The sequence below is a fragment of the Anaerosporobacter sp. genome (assembly GCF_965301125.1).
Genome location: NZ_CBDLAM010000005.1, coordinates 22,619 through 47,147 on the forward strand (window position 1 = coordinate 22,619; position 24,529 = coordinate 47,147).

The window sequence follows — 24,529 nt, forward strand, 5'->3', positions numbered from 1 at the left end:
GTGTGATTTTATAGTCAGAAACCCTGTAGGTCCTCTTAACTTCCTACAGGGTTTTCTATTACTCAAATAAAGATTTTCCATAATCACTTAGATATTGCTTCGCGTTGGTGATATCCACTGGTATTACTAATGGACCTGCCACATACGGTGCTATATCATAGGTATTAAAACCGACGAATAAATATCCATTGATGATCCACCAATTTCTATCCCAATTTTTGAAGGCCTCCTTATATCCATTCTCACCAAACAAGTACTCGCTGCAATTATGTTCAACTACATATGTATTCAAAGCCTCCTCTACAAATTGTTTGAAAGCTTTCTCATCGGTAGTTATCGATGCTATTGTTAATTTCTCTCCTTCTACCGGATCAAATGAACTTACATCTTTAACTACATTCGGATGCGCTCCACCTGCGTAAGAAAATACAGAACTGACTATAGTTAGCATTTTCTCATCATTTCTTATTACTTGCCATGAATGCTCAAATTCATACGGAGTAACATTGTTAGGAGCACCTTGTGCCATATTATTTGCTGCTTCTAATCCTTCCTTAACCTGAGAATCAAACGCATCCTTACGTTTCTTACTATACTCTTCAACAGCCTTATTTATCTTGCTATCCAAGTCCCCTACAACATCAGGATAGCTTGCTCGTTTCTCAAGAATTTTAATGTCTGTTCCTTCCGCATAGAAATTCTCATTCTCCACATTCTCACTTAGCTTTACATGACCTTGTAATAATTCCTGATTGTCCTTATCCTTCCATATATAGAGGCAGTCTCCTAACTTCTCATAAGGAATCTCTCGTTGTGCTTGATTCGATGATGTATCAACCATCTCATTCCTTCTGTCATTCGGATTGCTATGGTAATTAAACCTACAGCCAATTAGTAAAAGCGACATTAGTATGGTCAGTAAAACAAAACTTTTAATTTTTTTCATAACTCCCTCCTTCTTTAATTTTAGCACCCATATCAAAAAGAGCATAGCATGGTGGTCTAAATCCACCATAATCAAGAATATTTATTGATTATCTTACGTGTACTTGTACATCAACAACCAGTTAGAATAAATGTATTGTACATTTAAGGAAACGTGCTATAATATACTAGATATGGTTTACTTTTCAAACCAATATTCCTTGGAAATATACCATTTATTCAGTAAAAATTCCTAAAATAACAAAGGAGTAGAATCATGGAAAAACAGAATTTGACGTTATTAACTGATTTTTATGAACTAACAATGATGCAAGGATATTTTAAGAATAATACAAATGATACAGTAATTTTTGATGCTTTCTATAGAACAAATCCATCTGGAAGTGGTTATGCCATTGCTGCAGGCTTGGATCAAGTAATTGATTATATTAAAAACCTACGTTTTGATGAAGAAGACATCGCTTATCTTCGCTCCTTGAACATATTTGATGAAGATTTTCTAGCATACTTAGCAGATTTCAAATTCACTGGTAGCATCTATGCTATGGAAGAAGGAACCGTTGTATTCCCAATGGAACCTCTTGTGAAAGTTATTGCTCCTATCATGGAAGCTCAACTTATTGAAACTGCATTGTTGAATATTATTAATCACCAAAGTTTAATAGCTACAAAAGCTTCTCGTGTTGTTTTTGCAGCTGGTGGAGAAGGCGTTATGGAGTTTGGCCTTCGTCGTGCTCAAGGACCAGATGCTGGTACATTAGGCGCTCGTGCAGCTGTAATTGGCGGTTGTATTGGTACAAGTAATGTATTATGCGCAAAAGAATTTGAAGTACCTGCCCTTGGTACCCATGCACATAGTTGGATTATGAGTTTTGAAGACGAGCTAACTGCATTCCGCAAATATGCTGAACTATATCCGAGCAACGCTACTCTCTTAGTAGATACGTATGATACCTTACGTAGTGGTGTACCTAATGCAATCAAAGTATTCGACGAATTAAAAGCTGAGGGTAAGATGCCTAAGAAATATGGTATTCGTCTTGACAGTGGTGACCTTGCTTACTTATCTAAGAAGGCTCGCAAAATGTTAGATAACGCTGGTTATCACGATGCTATTATATGCGCTTCAAGTGACCTTGATGAGTACCTTATTGATTCACTTAAGACACAAGGAGCTGCTATCACATCTTGGGGTGTAGGTACTAACTTAATCACTAGTAAGGACTGCCCTGCTTTTGGTGGTGTATATAAACTAGCTGCCATTAAGAAAAATGGTGTATTCATTCCTAAAATCAAACTATCTGAAAATGAGTGGAAAATCACAAATCCAGGTAATAAAACTGTATACCGTGTATATGAAAAAGAAAATGGAAAACTAAAAGCTGATTTAATAGCTTTAGCAGATGAGAAATTCTCTGAAGATAATCCTCTGATGCTCTTTGATCCTATCAATACTTGGAAGAAAACATATCTTGAAGCTGGTGAATATACGCTACGTGAACTTCTAGTACCAGTCTTCATCGATGGTAAATGTGTGTATGAATCTCCTAAAGTTATGGACATACGCGCATACTGCCAAAAAGAATTATCTACTCTATGGGACGAAACAAGACGCCTTGTAAATCCTCACAGAGTATATGTTGACTTATCTAATGAATTGTGGCACTTAAAGAATCAATTGTTAGACAATTATAATACACGTTCACATAGCCATAAATAAAGTACTTTTCGAAAAAAATGGAGTTTATCAGCAACATAAACTCCATTTTTTCTTATTATTTTATTAATTTTTGCTATTAAACTAGCATTTTCGATTTATTATGCTATAATTAGGTTATTGTTTATGTAAAATAGAATAAATCCGTTCTAAGGCGATGATTTATTCTCAACATTCACATCGATTTATCATCGATTGATAGAAAGGCTGATACTATGAGAAAGAATAAACTCGTCATAGTAGGAATCACACTTCTAGTTACCGTCGTAGTGTATTCATCGATTACTTCTATGTCAAAGTCTAATGATAATACCAAGGGCTTTGAATACTACTATAACTCGGATGACGCGAATGAATTAGGACAATATGTGGGTACTGATACCATTCCGGCACTTGCCCATGACACGGATGGTTCTACTATAATTAAAGTAACTGCAAACGCAACACTGGATACTAATTCAGAGAGCATCGGTGTATTCGTAAACAAGGAATATGGATTACCAGAAGATTATATACCACCTGATTTAATTGAACCAGACGTTGCATTTAGTTTTAATTACTCTGATGAGAAGCGTTTATTACGAAAAGTTGCTGCAAATGCTCTTGAGGACTTATTTGACGCTGCATTAGAAGATGGTTACAAAATAACTGGTGTCTCTGGCTATCGTTCCTATAAAAGACAGAGCTCCATCTATAATAGGAACATTGCAACCAAAGGTACTGACTACACAAATCGTTATTCAGCAAAACCAGGATTCAGCGAACATCAGACAGGCTTATCCATTGATGTATCAGCTGCTTCCGTTGGAAATCGTCTTAGCGAATCTTTTGGTTATACCGACGAAGGTAAATGGCTTGCTGAGCATGCCCATGAATATGGCTTTATTATTCGTTATCCAAAAGATAAATCTGAAATTACAGGTTATGCCTACGAACCTTGGCATATTCGTTATCTCGGTGTAGAATTAGCTACATACCTATATGAGAACAACTTAACTTTAGAAGAGTATTATAACTATACTCTACCTGTAGACCTACAACATTCAACTGATAACGCTATTGATGTAGATGATCCAGATGATATCATCAAAGAGAATCCAAGAACGAATACTTCTAATCAAAGTACTGATTCTGATATGGGCAAAGAAACAACCAAAGATAAGGATAACTCAAAAGATAAAGATACCTCAAAGGATAAAGATACCTCAAAGGATAAAGATACTTCAAAAGATAAAGATACAAATAAAGATAAAGACACAAACAAAGATAAAGACACAAACAAAGATAAAGATACAAACAAAGATAAGGATACAAACAAAAACAATAACACTACAAATAAGGGGGATTCCGATAAGGATTCCGATACCGATAAGAAACCAAGCTCCGGAAACACCTCTTCAGACAACGATACTAGCAATCAAAAACCTGATTCTGACGATTCAAGCACAGGTGGTTCTGATGCAACTGATCCAGAAACCGATCCAGAAACACCTACTGATGAAGATACGGACACTTCTGATTCCGATAATCCTGATACCGATGAAGAGTCCTCATCTGAGGATGGTACTGCCCCAGTTGAATCTGGTGAAGATGGTACGAATGGAAGCAATTAATAATAGTATATAAGGCTTGGAATCTAGTTTTGTATGGTTAATATTACTTTTTTATGATATAATAAGAGTATTGTAAATATATCTTTCATTAAGAATATTTACGATACTTTTATTATTTTTACGTGAAAGGCATGGGTACAATAATGAAAACACTATTTGTTGCTTTATTTCTACTTATTTTCTTTATAATAAGCATCCCTTTACTATTTATCGAATTCATAATAGGAAAGTTTGATAAACAACTTAAAGTACGTAGTTCACAGAAGATTGTGGTAGCTGCATTCAAGATGATATTAGCTGGATGTGGTGTTAAGAAAACAGTAATTGGTCTCGAGAATATTCCAAAGGATCAGTCAGTTTTATACGTTTTCAACCATAGAAGTTATTTTGACATCTTAATTGGTTACACTTCTGTTCCAACTCTTACTGGCTTCGTAGCCAAGAAAGAAATGCGTAAAATTCCTTTTATCAGTAGTTGGATGAAAAATCTAAACTGTCTTTTCCTTGATCGCGACAACATTCGAGAAGGAATGAAGACAATTCTTGAAGGTATAGACTTAGTCAAAAATGGACACTCTATCTTTATAGCACCAGAAGGCACAAGAAATCAGGGCAAAGAAATGCTGCCTTTCAAAGAAGGTAGTTTTAAAATTGCAGAGAAATCGGGTTGCCCTATTATTCCTGTTGCTATGAATAATACAGATTCTTTATTCGAAAAACATTTACCTTGGATTCGTAAAGGTCATGTAATTATCGAATTTGGAAAACCAATTTATATTAAAGAACTTCCTGCTGAAGAAAGAAAACATCTTTCTCCTTATGTTCAAGGCATAATTAAGGAAATGCTAGAAAAAAATGAATCCCTTATTTAACACGTTAAAATTTCAGTGGAATTCCAGAAACACTATTTTCATTTTTAACAATTAATGATATAATAAATCAGTATGACTGGTCCTCATACAATATACGAAAAAATGCGTATATATCAAGGCTTTTTAAAACTAGAAGAAGAAAAGGAGGTACATAAAATGCCAGGATGGGCTATTGCAATACTAATTGTAGTTGCTGTTTTTATTGTTGCGATGATAGCACTTTATATATTCGGTAGCAAGATGCAGAAAAAATCAGAGGTTTCTCAAGCACAGATGAAAGAAGGTGCTCAGACAGTCTCTTTATTAGTAATAGACAAGAAACGTATGAAGTTAAAAGAAGCTGGTCTTCCTCAGATTGTAATTGATCAAACACCTAAATATCTAAGACGTTCTAAGGTTCCAGTTATTAAAGCTAAAATTGGTCCAAAAATCATGACATTAATCTGCGATGAGAAGATTTTCGATCATATACCTGTTAAGAAAGAAGTTAAAGCTGTCATGAATGGTATCTATGTAATGGAAGTTAAAGGTCTTCGTGGTAGTCTAGAGACAAAACCAGAGAAGGTTAGTTTCTTTAAGAAAATGAAAAATAAAGTAGCAAAAAAAGGCTAATATAAAATCCCTTAGTTTTTGATTCATTTCAAACTAAGGGATTTTATATTAGCTTATTTTAACTATGAATTCTGTTACATAGTTACTTTCGTCGCTGTTTTCTTCGATGCAATTTTAACTGAAATACCGCAATCGGATACGTGTTCATAATTCACATCTAATCCATATTCGATATTTAGTTCAATTGCTTCTTCTGATTCTTTACATGTAATTTTCGTTGTATCTATACCGATTAGCAGATTACCAAAAGGTGTATTATAATAAGTCAAATTTTTCTTCCCAACTTCAAACACCATGTGGACATTACTGCTACCTGTTTTTAGAATTTCAACTAGATTGTTAGTAATCTTAATTTTATTCTTACAGATTCCATTCATATCATCTACAATCTCATCATAAAGAACATAGTGTTTTTCATTTTTATAGAAGTATTGACCTGCTGTTATTACCTCAATAGGCTCTTCGCTATCAATCTCAAATTGAAGCCCCGCTATCGTTACCAAAACATCTTTTGTCATACTTCCTCCTTGTATATTAATTATAGTAATCTAATACTGTTCAATATTAATATCCTTTGTCTCTTCTACATCACAAGGTAAAATTGTGTTAGCAAATACCTTAAATTTCTCTGCACCATCACTAACAAAGAATTTATGATCGGTTACTACCTCTGTTCGATCACTCTGAATACCGTTTTTCTCTAACATTAACTTTAATGATTGTGCAGTTTCAAATGCTGGATTAACAAGAGTTACTTCATCACCAGCTACCTTTTGTAATGTATCGCGAATCAACGGATAATGGGTACAGCCTAACACTAATGTATCTATATTGTATTCTTTCAGTGATTGTAGATATCTACTTGCAATTTCTACGGTTATACTATCATCTAGCAAACCTTCTTCAACTAAAGGTACGAATAATGGACATGCTTTACCGTATACTTGCACCTCTGGATTAGTTTGACTTAAAAACTCTTCATAGATTCCACTTCTTATTGTAGCTTCCGTCGCTATGATACCGATTTTTCCATTCTTCGTTGTAGCCGCTGCTGTTTTCGCACCCGGCTTAACCACACCAATTACTGGAATATCACTCTCTTGTTTTACTGTTTCAAAAGCTAATGCACAAGCTGTATTACATGCAATAACAATAGCTTTCACTTTTTTAGTTTGCAAGAATTTCACGATTTGTCTTGCGTAGGTAATTACTGTTTCTTTTGATTTACTACCATATGGTACACGAGCTGTATCACCAAAGTAAACAATTCTCTCATTAGGTAATTGTTTCATTACCTCACGTACAACAGTCAATCCACCAATTCCTGAATCGAAGATCCCAATTGGAGCATTCTTATCCATGATATTTCCTCCTATTCTCCTTATCTCGAATAAGCAGATTGAATGATTTTTTCAACTAATGTTTTTTTACTAATACCTTTCGCTTCCCATAACATTGGATACATGCTAATTCCAGTAAAGCCAGGTAACGTATTAATCTCATTGAATACAACATCATTCGTATCTTTTTCAACAAAGAAATCAACTCTAGATAATCCATATCCGTCAACTGCTTTGAATATACGAACTGCTGATTCACGAATCTTTTCCTCAACTTCTTTTGGAAGGTCAGGCGAAATTACTGTTTTGGATTCTGCATTATGATATTTTGCTTCATAATCATAGAAGTCTGCTGCTGCAAGGATTTCTCCTACACCAGAAGCTTTTGGCTCGTTTCCACCAAGAATTGCACATTCGATTTCTCTACCAACTATTGTTTCTTCCACTAATACTTTACGATCGTGCTTCATAGCCGCTTCTAAACCAGCAACTAATTCATCACGGTCATGTGCCTTTGAAACACCTTGAGAAGAACCCGCATTAGAAGGTTTTACGAATACAGGATAGCTAAGCTTCTCTTCTACTTTTTCTACAACTTCATTGATATTTTTCATGTCACTCTTAAGTACTGCAACATATTTTGCTTGTCGAATATTCAATGTGTCAACAACTATTTTAGTATATAATTTATCCATAGAGATGCTTGATGCTAACACTCCACAACCTACATATGGAATTCCGGATAATTCAAACAATCCTTGTATGGTACCATCTTCACCATTAAGACCATGTAATACTGGGAATACGACATCAATTGTAATCTTCTCTACTGTATTACCCTTAACAACTAAGATACCTTTATGTGAAGCATCTGGAGATAATACCGCATTCTCTGTACTATTATACCATGTTCCAGATGTTATCTGTTCTATAGAATCAACCTTTAACCATTTTCCTTCTTTTGTAATTCCTATTAATACAAGATTATAGGCATCTGTATCGATATTCTCAATTACTGTTACTGCCGATACACACGATACTTCATGTTCTGAGGATTTTCCGCCAAAAATTACTGCTATGCTTTTCTTACTCATATGCCTTATCCCTTCTCTTTTCCATTCATTAAACCTAAATTGCCTTACCTGATATTATACACTATCTTACTACTGATATATAGTCTTTCTAATTATTTGTTACAAGATTATAAATATCTTCGATTATTTCTACTACTTTAAAGCGATACGTAACCTTAGTTGATTGATCCGTAAGCAAAGATTCATATTCCCTTGTAGTTAATAGATCTTCTAATTGTCTCTTAGAATCCTCTGGAACAACTGAGTATGTCTGATCAACAAAACAGAGTGGTGGGTACATGACGCACCACCAATTTTTCCCTTCTCCTGTTCCTATATCAATTCGTAACGCTTCATACATTCCTGCTGGAAATGTTAAATCCTTATAAACTTTTGTGGGAAACATGCAATCTGTTATATATACATGTACATCATAATCATATCCTTCTTCTTTTATGACATCCAATGCAACTTTACGTATGTCTTCGAAATTCTCTTCTATCAATATTTCTGCATCACTTTTATTCTTTGCACTTGCAAACGTACTTCCAAACTTCTTCACAACTGCATCCTTAACCTTCAACTTTAATGCCTGATCAGCCTCATCATCACTATTGGCTAATACATGTAACCTGATTATCTTCTCTGAGATTCCCTCTGTAATCTCCTTGGCACTCGTTGTATGTATTGAGAAATCGATCACAACGAATACCATATAACACAAAAGAATTAGTAATGCATATATCTTAATTGCATGTTTTTTTTGTTTTAATTTATTCTTACTCATAATACTCCTCCAATTATTTTTTCATATTTAGAGTATTACCTTGCAAAAAATAATTAAACAATTTTTCCAATTTAATTTATCTAAGAAAGATCCGTTGTAGAACTAATATTCTTACTAATTGTCATTGCTTGATTATAGATGTGATCCTTAACATTGGCCTTAGCTAAATCTACATTTGATTCTATTATATTCTTAGTAATAGATTCATGTTCTTCCACCAATTTACCATATACTTCTTTATCCTTAAGATATTCTACACGGTAACGATACATCTGTTCACGTAAGTTATTTAAAATTCCAATTAATCTCGCATTTCCTGTTGCCTCAAAGATCATCATATGGAATTTCTCATCTAACTCAGCCATTTCAGTGAGATTATTTCCTTTTATAACTTCCTTGAATTCCGCTAATGTATGTTCTAACTGTTTAACCTGTTCCTTCGTGATCTTCTTACATGCTAACTCCACTGCAAGTTCTTCAAGTGCACAACGCACTTCAAGTACATCATTTAAATCCTTCTTCGTTATTTTGGCAACTTCAGCACCCTTTCTAGGTACCATAATTACAAGCCCCTCTAACTCAAGCTTACGGATTGCTTCACGAATTGGTGTTCTACTAACCCCAAGGCGATCAGCAAGTTGGATTTCCATTAATCTTTCACCAGGTTTTAACTCGCCTTTTAATATAGCTTGTCTCAATGTATTAAATACCACATCTCTAAGCGGTAGGTATTCATTCATCGTAACTTTTAAATCGTTCATCTGGATTTACCCTCTCTTCCTATTGAATATATCCGTCAAATATATCTGCTTCGCTTTCCCTTGAACCTTTAACTGATAAAATGCTTTCTTTGCTAAATTCATATCTTGAAAAATGCCAAATACAGTTGGCCCACTTCCACTCATAAGGGAATTCATTGCACCATTTTGCATCATTGTATCTTTAATTTCCTGTATCACTGGATATTTTTCAATAGTAACGCTCTCTAGTACATTACTCAATCGTTCCGTTACTCCATGTAAATCTTTCTTATTAATTGCGTCCATAATTCCATCAATATCTGGATGGATGGTCTTTTCATCAAGCTTTAGATTCTCATATACATACTTTGTAGATACGTTAATAGATGGTTTTGCTATTAGTATATATGCGCTTGGCATGGATTCTAGTGGCGTCAAAATTTCTCCAATTCCCTCAGACAAGGCAGTACCTCCAAGAATACAATATGGTATATCTGCACCTAATTTCACCGCTCGCTCCATCAAATCTTTCTTCGATAATTTAAGTTGAAACAAACGATTCATCCCAATAAGCGCTGCCGCTGCATCAGAACTTCCACCAGCTAACCCTGCAGCTACAGGTATATGCTTTTGTAAATCCACATAGACTCCTTGTTTTAGACCGTATTCATCTTTAAGCATTTGTATTGCTTTGTATACCAAATTATTCTCATTCGTTGGTAGATAAGTAAGATTGGTGTTGATTATAATTTCATCTTTATTTATCTTCTTCATATTTAGCTTGTCATACAAACGAATGGTTTGCATAATCATACGTACTTCGTGATATCCATCTTCCCGTTTTCCAAGAACATCTAATCCTAGATTTATCTTAGCGTAAGCCTTTAACATAATTGTATTCATTTCTACTCCTAAGCAATCTTATTCGCTTTGTTTACACTTGTATCTTGTATACATAACATTATACACACCAGTATATAAAATTGCAAGTATCATCAAATCTCAGCAATAAGGGTACATTCCACTACTTTTTATTAATTATTTTAACTAATTATACCGATATTATTAATATATATATATTAAATTTATCAAGGAGGAATCAAATATGAGCGTAAACGGAATTACAACATCATCTCAAACCTATGCTAATGCATCTACCGCTTCTGCAACAACTACATACAAGAAGGCAAATGACTCTAAAAACAACCAATTAAGTGATTCTGGTGTTGTTTATGAGAAATCTAGTTCAACTAAGTCTACAACCTATACACCTAATACAGAATTGGTCTCAAAACTAAAAGCAGATGCCGAAAGAAGTACAATGCAACTTCGCTCACTGGTAGAAAAACTGCTATTAAAACAAAGCAGTACCTACACTTTTGCAAGTGATGAAGAGATGTATACGCTATTACGTGAAGGCAAAGTAGAAGTAGATGCACAAACAGCTGAACAAGCGAAGAAAGATATTGCAGAAGATGGTTACTGGGGAGTAGAACAAACTTCTGATCGTATCGTTTCCTTTGCGAAAGCTTTAACTGGATCAGATCCAGATAAAGCAGATGAGATGATTGCCGCATTCATGAAAGGCTTTAAATCAGCTACGAAATCTTGGGGCGATACATTACCAGACATTTGTCAACGTACCTATGAAGCTACAATCGAGAAATTAAACAATTGGAAAAATGGTACGGACGATTCTACTATGGAATCACAGACTTCATCTGAGATATTAAACCAAGCAGCAACTTCTAAAGTTAAGTAATAGAATCACGTATAAAGGCTTTTAGATATAGATGATTTATCCTTATCTAAAAGCCTTTTTATATTACTATAGAATTGCATCTACCGCTTTAACAATCATAATCTTGTCGCCTGCTTTGATGCTTTCTTGCTCTAATTGATTAATTTCTTTAATAGTCTCAACTGTTGTATAGTATTTCTTAGCTATTGACCATAAAGAGTCACTTGGTTTCGCAATATATCCAACTATACTTGGCATCTCTTGTAACTTAGCAAAATCAATATCTTGCTCATTTACTTCCGTAATGATTGGTTCTACAATGCGATCGAATACAATTGTTGCAAGATTGACACCCGCCTTCACTTCAACCTCATCACTATCAAGTAGAATAACACTAATTGACTCAAGTTTTGGTTTCACATCGAAATAACTGTTGGCACTCATTTGCTTTACTTCAATTGTTTGTGCGAATGGTATCACACCTTTAATGGAACTAAGTGGCTTGCGGTCTTCGTCAGTAATATACATGACTTGAACCTCAATTACCCCATCTACCTCTATCCCACCATCTACAACTTCCATCTCATCCACTTTCACACTACCGTAAGCATTACAAATTTGCATAATACCAGGTTGTGCATCGGATTTCTTAATACGATCTGTAATCCTTGCTTTACTATTATTCTTAACCAGTAGATTCTCATAGTACGCATCCTTAAATATAGGAACCACATCTTTCGCTGTTGAATACACATCACTTAGTATCTCTAGCTCATCTTCTTCATAGGCTTTCATATCAAGATTTAGCACTACTTCAAGATCAATTACTCTTTCTTCACCATCTGCATCTGGTTTCACTTCGATATCCTTACTGATAATCGACACATCAATATCCGGAATCATCTCTTCTAGACATCCATTGCAGTCGATACTTCCACTAAAAGGTACTTCGGTCTCTATGTATTGAATAGGATGTTCCTCGTCCTCAGAGGCATATAAAACGAATAACAGCAATTCCCCTTTCAAACTAATCTTCTCATCCTGCATACGTATATCTATATTCCTTAAATCTACTTCACTATATAATATTTCGAATATATTGGGTTTATTTGATGGAATAGATATCTCATCCTTGATACGAAATGTATCTTTTTTATTTACTGCAAGCTGAGTTACATTAATATGTTTCGTCTTACTTTGTAAATTATTATCACCTTCTACAGCAACTGCAGTTTCTTCATCGTACACATCTTCTGCTGCGAATGAAAAAGCTGCGATCGCTTTAACACTTACTTTTCTAGAATTAATAAGACCCGTGTTCAAATCTTCTAACTCCCATTTCACGCTGATATTATCTTCTGCGCAAGCCTCATCCATATTGATACTTTCTTCAAATGGAATCTCTCCTGATAGATGATGAACAGGTCTTGTATCCTCTTCACTAATGTAAAGAATATTAAACTGCATAGCACCTCTAACAGACAACTTACCGCTCATTGCTTTAATATCATAGATTATTATATTTCCCTGCTCTTTAATCATGCTCGAAATATCTGGCTTTACATCCGGAACATTAAAATCATCATCCAATGTTAATTGCACACTGCTTTTGCATTTTAATTTATTCATATGGACATTCTTTTTTAGTAACTCCACAAATAATCCCTCCTTGTCTTCTATCACTAACATATGTTATCTACATTTATAATATGACCTCACCACTTATGTAATTCGCAAATTCTCCCCTGTTATTTGAATACCACTCTTTTATCTAACTTCTCAAGTTTAACTACTATGTAAGGATATGTCGTAGTCTCTGATACAGATTCTGTTTTTTCTGGTCCTATTAAATCTGTATCAAAATAAATTGCATTACTTGTTAAGTATAATTCATTCACTGCTATACTATAACCGCCTGTTGGTTTTGCTCCATATCCAACAATTATGTAGAGATAATCTTCACTCTTGAATGTCATCTTAAATGCTTCTTCTTTCTTTTCGTCAATCATCTGCATTAATTCTTCAGGCACGTCAGCATCTTCAACCACTGTAAATTCTAGATCTTTAATCTTCTTAATATCTGCTTTCTCAGATTTGCACCCCGCTAGCATAATCGTAATTAGGCATACCAAAAGTAAACTTAGTCTCTTGATTAATACACCTTTGCACTGGTTTCCTCTCAACCATGTCCTCATAAATTATCTCCTAGGTTTATCAGTTATTATATCTTATGTTCATTTTTACAAAAACATGTATAATTTTTACTTGTATTGAGCGTAAAAAGAGAGTAACTCTCCCATTTGGAAAATTACTCTCTCATGTATACGATGTATAGTAACCTTACATACGATCTATCATAGCTAATACTTCTTTACCAAGTGCCGCTGATTTTGCATTCGCATCTTCTAATGAAGTTCCTACAATACCATAGTAGAATTTAACTTTTGGTTCTGTACCAGAAGGTCTTACGCAAAGCCACGCATTGTCACTTAAGTCATAATATAATACGTTTGAAGAAGGAAGGCCTGTTGGTTTTACTTCTCCTGTTGTTAAGTCTTTAATTGTATCTAATTTGTAATCTCTAGCTGATACTACTTTGTATTCTCCAACTTGTGTAGGTGTATTTGTTCTTAAAGTATTCATAATCTGTTGGATTTTCTCTAAACCTTCGATTCCCTTCATAGTTACTGATTGTACATCATCTTTGTAGTAACCATAACGGTCATATAGCTCAACTAAAGCATCCCATAGCGTCATACCTTTTGTCTTATAGTATGCTGCTGCTTCACAAAGTGCCATTGTTGCTACAATCGCATCTTTATCTCTAGCATGCGTACCAATCAAACAACCATAGCTTTCTTCAAAACCGAATAGGTATGTTCCATTGTCGTTATTTTCAAACCCAAGAATTTGTTGTCCAATGAATTTGAAACCTGTTAATACTTCAATTAATCTTACTCCATAATATTTAGCTATTGCATCTGCCATATTAGAAGTTACAATAGTCTTGATTAGCGCACCGTCAGCTGGAAGTGAACCATCTCTTTCTTTTCTTTGGCTGATTTCATAATCAGCAAGTAAACATCCTGACATATTACCTGTCATAGGAATATACTCGCCTGATTTTGTATCTTTAACGTATACACCTAAACGGTCTGCATCTGGATCTGTTGCAAGTACTAAATCAGCATCTTTTTCTTTTGCAAGTTTTAATGCTAATGTAAATGCTTCCGCTGCTTCTGGGTTTGGATAACTTACTGTTGGGAATTCTCCATCTGGTAATTCTTGTTCTGGAACAACATATACGTTATTAAATCCAATTTCCTTTAAGATACGTCTTGCAGGAATGTTTCCTGTTCCGTGTAATGGTGTATATACAATTTTAATTTGATCTGCTACTTGTTTAATACAATCTTCGTGAATTACTTGTTTCTTTAATTCTGCAATGTATGCATCATCAATTTCATCACCAATTACTTCATATAATCCTATATTTATTGCTTCTGTTTTATCCATAGTTTTAACAATATTATAGTCTGTTACCGCTTTAACTTCTTCCATAATACCATTATCATGTGGTGGTGTTATTTGCGCACCATCTGCCCAATATACTTTATAACCATTATATTCGGGTGGATTGTGACTTGCTGTTATGTTAATACCTGCAATACAATTTAACTGTCTAACTGCAAAAGATAATTCTGGTGTAGGTCTTAAGGATTCAAAAACATATGCTTTAATTCCATTTGCACATAAGCAAAGAGCTGCTTCATCTGCAAACTCTGGTGACATACGTCTTGAGTCGTAAGCAATTGCTACACCTCTACTAGCGAAACCCGCTTTGATTATGTAATTTGCCAAACCTTGTGTAGCTTTGCGAACCGTATACATATTCATTCGATTTGTACCAGCACCAATAACTCCACGTAAACCTGCAGTACCGAATTCTAAATCAGTATAGAATCTTTCTTTAATCTCTTTCTCATCATCTTTAATCGCAAGTAATTCTTCTTTTGTTTTTTCATCAAAATAAGGGTTGTTTAACCAATCCATATATAACTTCTTGTAATCCATATCCATCCTCCCATACTTATGATAATTTCATGATTCGTTATGCAACTTGCTTGTAACTAACGATGACATAGTGGTGACAGAGCATCGTTAGTACTCCAAGTTTATAATTTATAAAATGACATATTCTACTTTTTTTCGTAAATTTTTCGAATCGTAATGATTATATCACGTTTTTGGACAATTATCTAGACATAAATTGGCGTTTATTAATGATATGGATTACTTTTTATTCAACTACTTCTCAGTTAAATTTGGAAAATTCAAATAAACATCCTCTCCATCATCTGCAATTACTACAGGATAACTTACCGTTTCATAACCATCTGCTGCAAGAGAAATTGTATAACTACCTACTTGTTTTGTAAAGTTAACTGGTGCTGTACCCATAAGTTTCCCATCCCAATATACAGAAGCGCCTATTGGAGTCTGTACGTAAATCTGATGTTCTGTATCTACAGAATTATTACTTTTATCAGAATTGTTAACCTCATCTTCCAAACTTTCATCTTCACTAGATGAATTTGACGAATTCGTACTACTATCAGAATCACTATTCGTATTATTGCTATTACTGCTTGAACCTGTTGAATCTGTATCCGACTCTTCCTCTGTTACAGTCGGTTCAGCTAGTGAGATAAAGAATTGCATACTTGATTCATCAATTGTAATATTACCTGTATAATCTTCATATCCACTTAGGGAAACTGTGACAGTATGTTCGCCATACTTTAACTCAATCGGTTCTGAGTAGTCCACTTCTTTCCCATCAACATATAAGTCAGCGCCGTTTGGAAGTATGGTGAATTCTACTTTAGCTATCTGTGGAGCATCTTTTCTAAACTCTCCCATATCAACCACAATTTCTTGATTTCTTACTACACGAATCAGCTTGCTTCCCGTTAAACCATCCTTCTCCATCGTAAGTTTGTAATTGCCTTCTCTTACAACTACAAGCATGTCCTCGGATATCGCTATCATATTATCTGTACCAATCTCCAGGTTTCCACCTATAAAATCACTGTAATTTGAGAATCTAACGTAGCCATGCCCCTTTGTTACAATAATGGAATATACTTTACTACCAACTCCTTTAAGAGTTAATTCGTCCTTCTCACTTAAATCAATTATGTTAATTAATTCATTTTCACTTGCAATGATAAGATTTTCATTAAATTGATAGTTTCTAGAAGAGATGCTCATCATCTTTTTATCGTTATTAATAACAAGATTATTAACTTTTTTGTATTCCCAAGCATCATTTGATATGCTAACCTCAATTACTTTATCATTAAGTAAATAATACGCATCTACCATCTCACCTACTGTTAATTGGGACATCGTAATTGCCTTTTCGTATTTATCTTTTACTTCAGTGGTACCATCGTAATACAGTACTAACTCATCATTTCTATCTACATTATATAAAGTAATACTCTTTTTATTGGTGTCAATTGCTTTGACCACTCCAAGTATTTTTCGGTCATATTTACTCTGCTCTTCCTCAGCCAAACCATTTGTAGTTGTAGTGACTGATTGTCCCATATGTCCTCCATTCGTATCAGCCTCACCAGTAATAACAGAAATCACTATTGCCACCATTGCCACTAGAAATACAAACGGTATATATTTTCTATATTTATCATTATTATGACCTTGCTTATTCCCCTTCAAGGCATACACCTCCAATCTACTTTACATAATAAATCATTATTATACATATGTAAACATCGTATTTTATATATAGGCATCAAAAGTAACCATATATGTATGAAACTACAAAAAACTATCATACATTGTTGTTTACAACATACGATAGTTTTATTTTCTATACTACGTCAACTTTTCTAATTGCATTAAGAATGCATCTTTGTCTTTGGCTTGTTCTGATAAATCCTCTAGTTTTTGTATGTTTCGTCTCGGAACCCATGATTTGCGTGCATTATAATAGAAGTTCGTAACCTTCCAAAACTTCTCAGGATACAATAATAAAACATAGAGTATTTTCATTTCTTCCTTAGATATAGACCTAATAGTTCCATACTCTTCTATAATTAAATTCCCATATGTAATATTCCAATTGTTTTTCTCCATAACCTTGCGAATAAAACAATATAAATCAAACATCTGGACGCCTATGCAGACCTTTTCGAAATTCGTTGTGGCAATACGATCCGGTAACATTAATATATTATGATAAATATAGTTACCATGGCACATTGTATTCTTCTGGGCACATTGTTCCAACAGCTTTTCATAACTTGAGTTATTCAGAATCTCCAATGCAGTCAGGCCTTGCTCATAAAATTGATTATACACATTAAGAAAGCAGACCTCGAATTCATTCTTCTGCTTCTTGTCACGAATATAACCTCTCACTCTTTTCAATTCCCTATTATGTTTGTCAAACTGTGTACTTAAATTATAGATATACTTGGCACTCTGGTCGTCTACTCCTGTTTGAACACTTTGCATATAATTATGTAAGTGGGCTAGGTTTCTAGAGGCTGCTACAATCTCACTCTCCTCACGAAGATTACACTCTTCTCCATTAAACCAACTCTTAATTATGTACTTCGTTCCCATTGAATCAGCTGTAATAAGCTCTCCATTTTGATTTCGTAGATACAAATCAACATTTGAATATCCCGCATTGTATAGATGCTGTTTAACTGATTGTTCAAATTCTACCTTATTCTCTGAACCTTCATAGTTCCTATATAGTTTCAAACCTTGATCGGTTTCTAATATATATGCACCTCTTACTCGATATACATTACGGATTGCCACATTATACTGCTTCCAGATCTCCTCATGTCTATCCTCCACCTTTAGCCCTCCTAACCAATTAACTAAAACATCCATTAGTGGATGTCTTTCTTGTTAATCTTATGAAACAAGTGGGTATTATAGAAGTTGTATTTTGAAATAATTCTGAAGAATATTTATTGTTATGAAGTGAAGTACTTGTATATTTATAGTATTAGATGAAAAACTCTTTATACGTTTTCATAGCTTCTTAACTGACGTACTATGACACGAAACACGCTACACACCTAAGTACTTCTATGCGTGTACGTTAGGTTATCCATATGATACGGAACCGCCTTCGATTCGGCATCCTGCCTCAGCTCAGGCTGGCTCGGCATCCATGCCTCACCTTCCTAGGTTATCTCGTACACACTAAGAAGTACTATAGGTGTTTTCGCTATCGTTTCTTAGTCATCGTACGGCAGCTAAGAAGCAGATTTACGTTATTCAGAGTTTTGCTTTTCTACTTTGTTAGTACACAAGTACAGTTACGTAAGTGGATAAATACTCTTGATTATTTATCATTTACTTTAATTAAAACCTTTTGACACTGAAATCGTTATAAATTATTGCTATAAATTGTCTTATTAAATTAAGATATTCACAAATAAAAAACAATTCCAAGAGCCACATGCTTATGATGTACATTTTATGTTCTCCATAGGCACACTTCTTCTTGGAATTGTTTTCTTAACGTTTCATTTCATTACTTTTCATTTCATTGCTTTTAATCCTGACTAATTTCTTCCTATATGCTCTTAGCATAATCAAGTAGGATTTCTTTGCTATTATCTTCTGGATTTTCTAATACATGTTGTAGTAATTGGTTTAAAACTGTTCCTAGTATCTTTCCTTGTTTAAATCCTATTTCCATCAAGTCTTTTCCTGTAACAGCTAAATCCTTTAAGCTTAGACAATCCTCGGCTTCACAGATGTCTCTGTACACTTCTTTGACTTGGTATAGGGATTGTAGACGAGATTCACAGGCAGCCTTAGCATGTGCCAAAGCATCTGCTTCCTGTACTAAGAAAAGTAGCTCCATCAAGTCTACGCCTATCTTATTGGCTGCTCTACGTAATTGTACTTTATCCGTCGTTAATGGATAATCATGATACTTAATCAATGCTGTAGCCGTATGAATTGTATAGTTATCATACTTGAGCCTACGAAGTATCTTCTTTGCTAGAGCCGAGCTCTCTTGTGCATGCCCATAGAAATGATCGACTCCCTCTTCATCAGTCTTTCTACTAATTGGTTTTCCACAATCGTGAAGTAACATGGTAAAACAAAGGATAGCTTGTAGTTTCTTATCTAAACAAAAAACATCTTCTTCCTTAGCGTCTTCTACATATGGAACTTTCTCAAATAATCCTTGTACTGCCTGTACTGATGCGATACAATGCTCTCCAACTCCGTATATATGGTATGGACTGTTCTGTGGAGTACTCATCATCTGATCAAACTCTGGCATAACAATATCGGTTATACCAAGCTTATAAGCATGAATTAATTTCTCAGGATGTTTGGATACTAGGAGTTTCTCAAGTTCCACACGAATTCTTTCTGCACTTATATTACGTAAGAATTCTCTCTTCTTCTCTATAGCTACCTCTGTATCCGCTTCGATTGCAAAATTAAGCTGTGCAGCAAACCGAATGGCACGTAATATACGTAGTGCATCCTCATCAAAACGTTCCTCTGCATTACCAACACAACGAATTACTTTGCGTTCAATATCATCTAAACCGTTGAATTTATCGACAATTCCTTCTTCATCATTATAAGCCATTGCATTGATGGTAAAGTCTCGGCGTTTTAAATCCTCCACTAAATTCGAAGTAAATTCAACATTTTTCGGATGACGATTGTCTTCATATTCCCCATCAATTCGATACGTTGTTACTTCAAAACCTTCCTTATCAAGCATGATTGTTACCGTTCCATGCTCAATTCCCGTATCCACCGTTCTACGAAACAGACTTTTTACTTGTTCTGGTTTTGCAGAAGTAGTAATATCCCAGTCCCCAGGTAGTCGGCCTAATATACTATCACGAACGCAACCGCCTACTGCATATGCTTCAAAACCATGATCCATAAGAGTCCCAATAATCTCTTTCACCTTATCCGGTATCTGAATTATCATAAATTATCCCTGCATATCATAACTACTTTTGAATAGAGTCGTTATCTCTATCAACCTTATTCAAAGATAGTCATGACACCGTCTACATACTTAAAGTCGACAGTTTGCACGTTTCCTTTCTTAATATATTTTATTTCATTGACGTACCTGTGTATTCTAAGTTTGAATGCAAAACTCTTTATACGTTATCATAGCTTCTTAGCTGCCGTACTATGACACGAAACACGCTACTCACCTAAGTACTTCTAAGTGTGCACATATAGGAATCCAAATGGTACGGAACCGCCATCGATTCGGCATCCTGCCGAAGCTCAGGCTTGCTCGGCTTCCATGCCTCGCATTCCTGTGTTGCCTAAGTACACACTAAGAAGTACTTTAGGTGTTTCGCTATCGTTTCTTAGTCATAGTACGGCAGCTAAGAAGCAATCTAGGTTATTATGAGTTTTGCTAGTTTACTTTGTTGATACACAAGTACAGGCAAGTTTACAACTGAATAAATATAATTAATTATTAGCAAATATTTATTAATTTCCTATCTGATATTAATTTTTCATATTTGTTATTAGGCATTTATTCTTGCAATTAGATTAACGTACTTGTGCTAATATATTTAATTACGAAACTCTCAATACCTAACACAGTTTCTTTGACTTTTCGCTATGGCTAAGAAACGATAGCGTAACATCTATAGTGCTTCTTAGTGTGTGCTTAGCCACCTAGGACGGCGAGGCATGGACGCCGAGCCAGCCTGAACACGACAGGATGTCGTGTTGAAGGCGTGTCCGTATTATGCGATAATCTTTCGCACACACTTAGATGCACTTAGATGTGTAGCGTGTTTCGTGCCATAGTGAAAAGGCTAAGAAACGTCTTAGATAACCTACAAGAGTTTCGTATCACCAAACTTACATGCACATGTACACAATCCAATAGCTAAGAAGAAATATCCTAGTATGCTTTACCCCAGTAAACTAGTGATTTCGCTTTCTTTCCACAGCATACGCAAGTATCGCTAATGTGCTCTTGTTTGAATGGCATACAACGTGATGTTGCTCCTGTCTTTTCTTTGATTTCATCTTCACAAGCTTGGTCTCCACACCACATAGCTTTTACGAAACCTGGCTTATTAGCAACGATATCTGCAAACTCTTCCGTAGAATGTGCTTCATAGGTATGAGCATCACGGTGATTTCTAGCACGTTCTAACATATCGTTTTGCATTGTTTCTAATACTTCTGCTACCTTACTTTCGATTTCATCTAATGAAACAACGATTTTTTCTCTTGTATCTCTTCTTACGATAACAGCTTGGTTTGCTTCGATATCTTTAGGTCCAAGTTCAATACGAATTGGAATACCACGCATCTCTTGTTCACTGAACTTCCAGCCTGGTCCTTTATCAGAATCATCAACTTTAACAGAGAAGTTGCTTAATTTTTCTTTTAATTCTGCTGCTTTTTCTAATACGCCTTCTTTGTGCTGTGCAATTGGAATAATCATAACTTGTACTGGTGCGATTCTTGGTGGTAATACAAGACCGCTATCGTCACCATGTACCATGATAACAGCTCCGATTAGACGAGTTGTCATACCCCAAGAAGTTTGGTGTGCATACTGTAATTTATTGTCTTTATCCGTATATTGAATTCCAAATGCTTTAGCAAAACCATCACCGAAGTTATGGCTAGTACCTGATTGAAGAGCTTTACCATCATGCAATAATGCTTCTATTGTATAAGTAGCTTCTGCACCAGCGAATTTTTCTTTATCTGTCTTACGACCTTTAATCATTGGAATAGCTAATACATTTTCACAAAAATCTGCATATAAATTAAGCATCTGAATTGTTCTTTCTTCTGCTTCTTCTGCAGTAGCATGTGCTGTATGGCCTTCTTGCCATAAGAATTCTAGTGAACGAAGGAAAGGTCTTGTTGTCTTTTCCCAACGAACTACAGAACACCATTGGTTATATAATTTAGGAAGGTCACGGTAAGATTGAATTATGTTTGAATAGAAATCACAGAATAATGTTTCTGATGTAGGTCTTACACATAATCTTTCTTGTAATGGTTCTAACCCACCATGTGTTACCCATGCAACTTCAGGTGCGAAACCTTCTACGTGATCTTTCTCTTTTTGCAATAAACTTTCTGGAATGAACATTGGCATATACACATTCTCTACGCCTGTTTCTTTAAATCTTGCATCTAATTGTTTCTGAATATTTTCCCAAATTGCATATCCAGCTGGACGTAAAATCATACAGCCACGAACACTTGAATAATCAATAAGTTCTGCTTTCTTAACTACATCCGTATACCATTGTGCAAAATCTTCTTCCATGGAAGTAATTGCTTCAACTAATTTCTTTTCTTTTGCCATTTCTCTTTCTCCTTTTTTGTGATTCGTAGTAATATTCAGCGATTAAACGAACTAATAAGTACAGCTGTCTACTTTACTACAATTGTTTATTCGCTACAGTTTCGTAACTTTTACTTAAGGACTTTAGTATGCTATTAAGCATGCTCATATTTCTCTTTACTAAACAATTAATGTCTATTTTTTAGCAAAGAAAAAAGCCCTCAAGTCCACAAGGGACCGAAAGACTTCGGCGGTACCACCCTAATTAACAACCACTAATGATAACATTTCGTTATCATTGTTGTTCTCCTTTACACCCTTTAACGCAGCGCATACGCCATACTTTCATATGGAACTCCAAGGTAGGTTCTATTGTAAGAATATAAGAAAGTTTCACCAACCTTTCTCTCTCTGTGATATTCTTCCCAATATACTAGTCCTCTTCACGGTCTTAACTGTAACTTTGATTGTAAAAGAGTTTTTTTATTTTGTCAAGCGATATAAGCTCAGGAATATCCTATATCTTAAACTAAATCTGAAGATTATCAAAATACAACTTAAGATTATCTAAGTTTTCATGGATTCTATCTGAGTCTAGATGATAATACACTCTTCCTGATATGACTTCTATTTTCACAAATCCAATTTCAACCAACACACTCATATGATAAGATATGGTCGCTGTAGATAAATTAAGTTCTGAAGCAATTTCTTTACCAAACGCTGTTTTTTTTGATATTAATTCTAATATCTCTATTTTGCTTTTATCTGCAAGTACTTTTCCAATTTTAAGAACCTGGTCTTTTTCTATGTCTTTTCTTGTAATGGATAAATTATCATCTACCATCGTTCCAAAAGAAATGACTTCCTCTCTCATATCTTGTCCATATTCTAATGCTATCGTTACTGTAGTAAAATTGATGATAGACATTGTTATGATAGTTCCCTTTTTACTATGGCTCCAATGTACATTAATTTGTTTCTCTAACAAATCATTTAAATCAATTTCCTCTTGTTTTTTTGTCCAATACTGATAAAATTCATTTTCAAGAAATGAAATTTCTTCCTTAGAATCTTGTAGTAACTTGATGGCTCTCTCCATTATTTTTCTTACTCTATCAAAATATTTCTTTCTGTTTCGATAAATCTTAATTATCTCAAAGCAAACGTCACTTTCTAAAGAAGTTTCTTCCAGATAATTTATTAATGTCTCTACGTTATATACCTTATCTTTTTCTAAATTTACATTTTCGTTTGGTTCAATTATATCAACAAAAGCCTTATATTTTTCTCCTTCCGTTTGATTGCTGATTAATTCTTCATAATTATCTAATGTATATGTTAGATTAATCGGATTCCAACACAGTGATAATGTTGCATAATCAACCCACTCTTCTCCTCGTTTCTTAAAAAAGTATTCTATTTCCTCCCTATCACTATTCAAATTATCTCGAACATGATTATATATCTTCTTTATGTATTTACTTTTTTTATCATACAGTTCCTTTGATTTTTGATAAGCACTGGCTTTGCGCTTCAGACCTTCATCTAGATTATCCTTATTAACCATAAAACACAATATATAGTAAGCCTCATTAACCAAATCCAAATGTTCTGTAACTGTAATCATTCTCTACCTTCTCCTTCTTGATATAACTGACCTGTCCTTTTCTTTGAACAGAATATGACACAAATCAAAATTC

20 protein-coding genes and 1 other annotated feature are annotated in these 24,529 nt (G+C 34.6%); of the genes, 5 read left to right on the forward strand and 15 right to left on the reverse strand.

Going from position 1 to position 24,529, the window contains the following annotated elements; genetic code table 11:
- Positions 1-58: 58 nt before the first annotated feature.
- A complete protein-coding gene (locus tag ACW2QF_RS01125) occupies positions 59-946 on the reverse strand; it encodes a DUF3298 and DUF4163 domain-containing protein (RefSeq protein WP_455714147.1) in 888 nt (295 codons plus the stop codon).
- Positions 947-1,201: 255 nt separating this feature from the next.
- Between ACW2QF_RS01125 and ACW2QF_RS01130 the strand changes: the two genes are divergently transcribed.
- From ACW2QF_RS01130 to ACW2QF_RS01145, 4 genes are all read left to right on the forward strand, one after another.
- The gene (locus ACW2QF_RS01130) at positions 1,202-2,665 is read left to right on the forward strand and encodes a nicotinate phosphoribosyltransferase (RefSeq protein WP_455714148.1); all 1,464 of its coding nucleotides are present in this window, start codon (positions 1,202-1,204) and stop codon (positions 2,663-2,665) included.
- Between the two features lie 212 nt (positions 2,666-2,877).
- Positions 2,878-4,275, forward strand: coding sequence for a M15 family metallopeptidase (locus tag ACW2QF_RS01135; protein WP_455714149.1), 1,398 nt, complete (start codon positions 2,878-2,880; stop codon positions 4,273-4,275).
- 143 nt (positions 4,276-4,418) lie between these two features.
- On the forward strand, positions 4,419-5,147 hold the full coding sequence (locus ACW2QF_RS01140; protein WP_455714150.1) for a 1-acylglycerol-3-phosphate O-acyltransferase: 729 nt from the start codon (positions 4,419-4,421) through the stop codon (positions 5,145-5,147).
- 156 nt (positions 5,148-5,303) lie between these two features.
- On the forward strand, positions 5,304-5,759 hold the full coding sequence (locus tag ACW2QF_RS01145; protein ID WP_455714151.1) for a hypothetical protein: 456 nt from the start codon (positions 5,304-5,306) through the stop codon (positions 5,757-5,759).
- A 74-nt stretch (positions 5,760-5,833) separates the two neighbouring features.
- On the opposite strand, the gene ACW2QF_RS01150 is transcribed toward ACW2QF_RS01145, so the two are convergent.
- The 6 genes from ACW2QF_RS01150 to ispE all read right to left on the reverse strand — a co-directional run bounded on the left by ACW2QF_RS01150 (position 5,834) and on the right by ispE (position 10,602).
- On the reverse strand, positions 5,834-6,277 hold the full coding sequence (locus tag ACW2QF_RS01150; protein WP_455714152.1) for a DUF1934 domain-containing protein: 444 nt from the start codon (positions 6,275-6,277) through the stop codon (positions 5,834-5,836).
- Positions 6,278-6,307: 30 nt separating this feature from the next.
- Positions 6,308-7,120, reverse strand: a complete 813-nt coding sequence (murI, locus tag ACW2QF_RS01155; RefSeq protein WP_455714153.1) for a glutamate racemase — start codon at positions 7,118-7,120, stop codon at positions 6,308-6,310.
- A 20-nt stretch (positions 7,121-7,140) separates the two neighbouring features.
- Complete coding sequence (locus tag ACW2QF_RS01160; RefSeq protein ID WP_455714154.1) at positions 7,141-8,193, reverse strand: D-alanine--D-alanine ligase family protein; 1,053 nt, start codon at positions 8,191-8,193, stop codon at positions 7,141-7,143.
- Between the two features lie 88 nt (positions 8,194-8,281).
- Entirely contained in the window at positions 8,282-8,959 is a 678-nt protein-coding gene (spoIIR, locus tag ACW2QF_RS01165) for a stage II sporulation protein R (protein ID WP_455714155.1), read from the reverse strand.
- A gap of 80 nt (positions 8,960-9,039) precedes the next feature.
- Complete coding sequence (locus ACW2QF_RS01170) at positions 9,040-9,720, reverse strand: GntR family transcriptional regulator (RefSeq protein ID WP_455714156.1); 681 nt, start codon at positions 9,718-9,720, stop codon at positions 9,040-9,042.
- A gap of 6 nt (positions 9,721-9,726) precedes the next feature.
- Positions 9,727-10,602: a 4-(cytidine 5'-diphospho)-2-C-methyl-D-erythritol kinase gene (ispE, locus tag ACW2QF_RS01175; RefSeq protein WP_455714157.1), complete on the reverse strand. Its 876-nt coding sequence runs from the start codon at positions 10,600-10,602 to the stop codon at positions 9,727-9,729.
- A gap of 202 nt (positions 10,603-10,804) precedes the next feature.
- Here ispE and ACW2QF_RS01180 point away from each other — a divergent pair, with 202 nt between their 5' ends.
- Positions 10,805-11,461: a hypothetical protein gene (locus ACW2QF_RS01180; protein WP_455714158.1), complete on the forward strand. Its 657-nt coding sequence runs from the start codon at positions 10,805-10,807 to the stop codon at positions 11,459-11,461.
- 66 nt (positions 11,462-11,527) lie between these two features.
- Here the strand turns inward: ACW2QF_RS01180 and ACW2QF_RS01185 are convergent, their stop codons facing one another.
- The 8 genes from ACW2QF_RS01185 to ACW2QF_RS01220 form a co-directional block, all read right to left on the reverse strand.
- Positions 11,528-13,096 carry a DUF3794 and LysM peptidoglycan-binding domain-containing protein gene (locus ACW2QF_RS01185; protein ID WP_455714159.1) on the reverse strand — a complete coding sequence of 523 codons (1,569 nt, stop codon included), beginning with the start codon at positions 13,094-13,096 and terminating at the stop codon, positions 11,528-11,530.
- A gap of 92 nt (positions 13,097-13,188) precedes the next feature.
- Positions 13,189-13,635 carry a protease complex subunit PrcB family protein gene (locus ACW2QF_RS01190; protein ID WP_455714160.1) on the reverse strand — a complete coding sequence of 149 codons (447 nt, stop codon included), beginning with the start codon at positions 13,633-13,635 and terminating at the stop codon, positions 13,189-13,191.
- Positions 13,636-13,780: 145 nt separating this feature from the next.
- A complete protein-coding gene (locus tag ACW2QF_RS01195; RefSeq protein WP_455714161.1) occupies positions 13,781-15,514 on the reverse strand; it encodes a phospho-sugar mutase in 1,734 nt (577 codons plus the stop codon).
- Positions 15,515-15,748: 234 nt separating this feature from the next.
- Positions 15,749-17,185: a PEGA domain-containing protein gene (locus ACW2QF_RS01200; RefSeq protein WP_455714162.1), complete on the reverse strand. Its 1,437-nt coding sequence runs from the start codon at positions 17,183-17,185 to the stop codon at positions 15,749-15,751.
- A gap of 159 nt (positions 17,186-17,344) precedes the next feature.
- A complete protein-coding gene (locus ACW2QF_RS01205) occupies positions 17,345-18,340 on the reverse strand; it encodes a CotS family spore coat protein (RefSeq protein WP_455714163.1) in 996 nt (331 codons plus the stop codon).
- 730 nt (positions 18,341-19,070) lie between these two features.
- On the reverse strand, positions 19,071-20,465 hold the full coding sequence (locus ACW2QF_RS01210) for a CCA tRNA nucleotidyltransferase (RefSeq protein ID WP_455714164.1): 1,395 nt from the start codon (positions 20,463-20,465) through the stop codon (positions 19,071-19,073).
- Positions 20,466-21,413: 948 nt separating this feature from the next.
- The gene (proS, locus tag ACW2QF_RS01215; RefSeq protein WP_455714165.1) at positions 21,414-22,847 is read right to left on the reverse strand and encodes a proline--tRNA ligase; all 1,434 of its coding nucleotides are present in this window, start codon (positions 22,845-22,847) and stop codon (positions 21,414-21,416) included.
- Positions 22,848-23,055: 208 nt separating this feature from the next.
- Positions 23,056-23,282: a binding site (T-box leader), on the reverse strand.
- Positions 23,283-23,355: 73 nt separating this feature from the next.
- The gene (locus ACW2QF_RS01220; protein ID WP_455714166.1) at positions 23,356-24,456 is read right to left on the reverse strand and encodes an ArsR/SmtB family transcription factor; all 1,101 of its coding nucleotides are present in this window, start codon (positions 24,454-24,456) and stop codon (positions 23,356-23,358) included.
- Between the last annotated feature and the right edge of the window lie 73 nt (positions 24,457-24,529).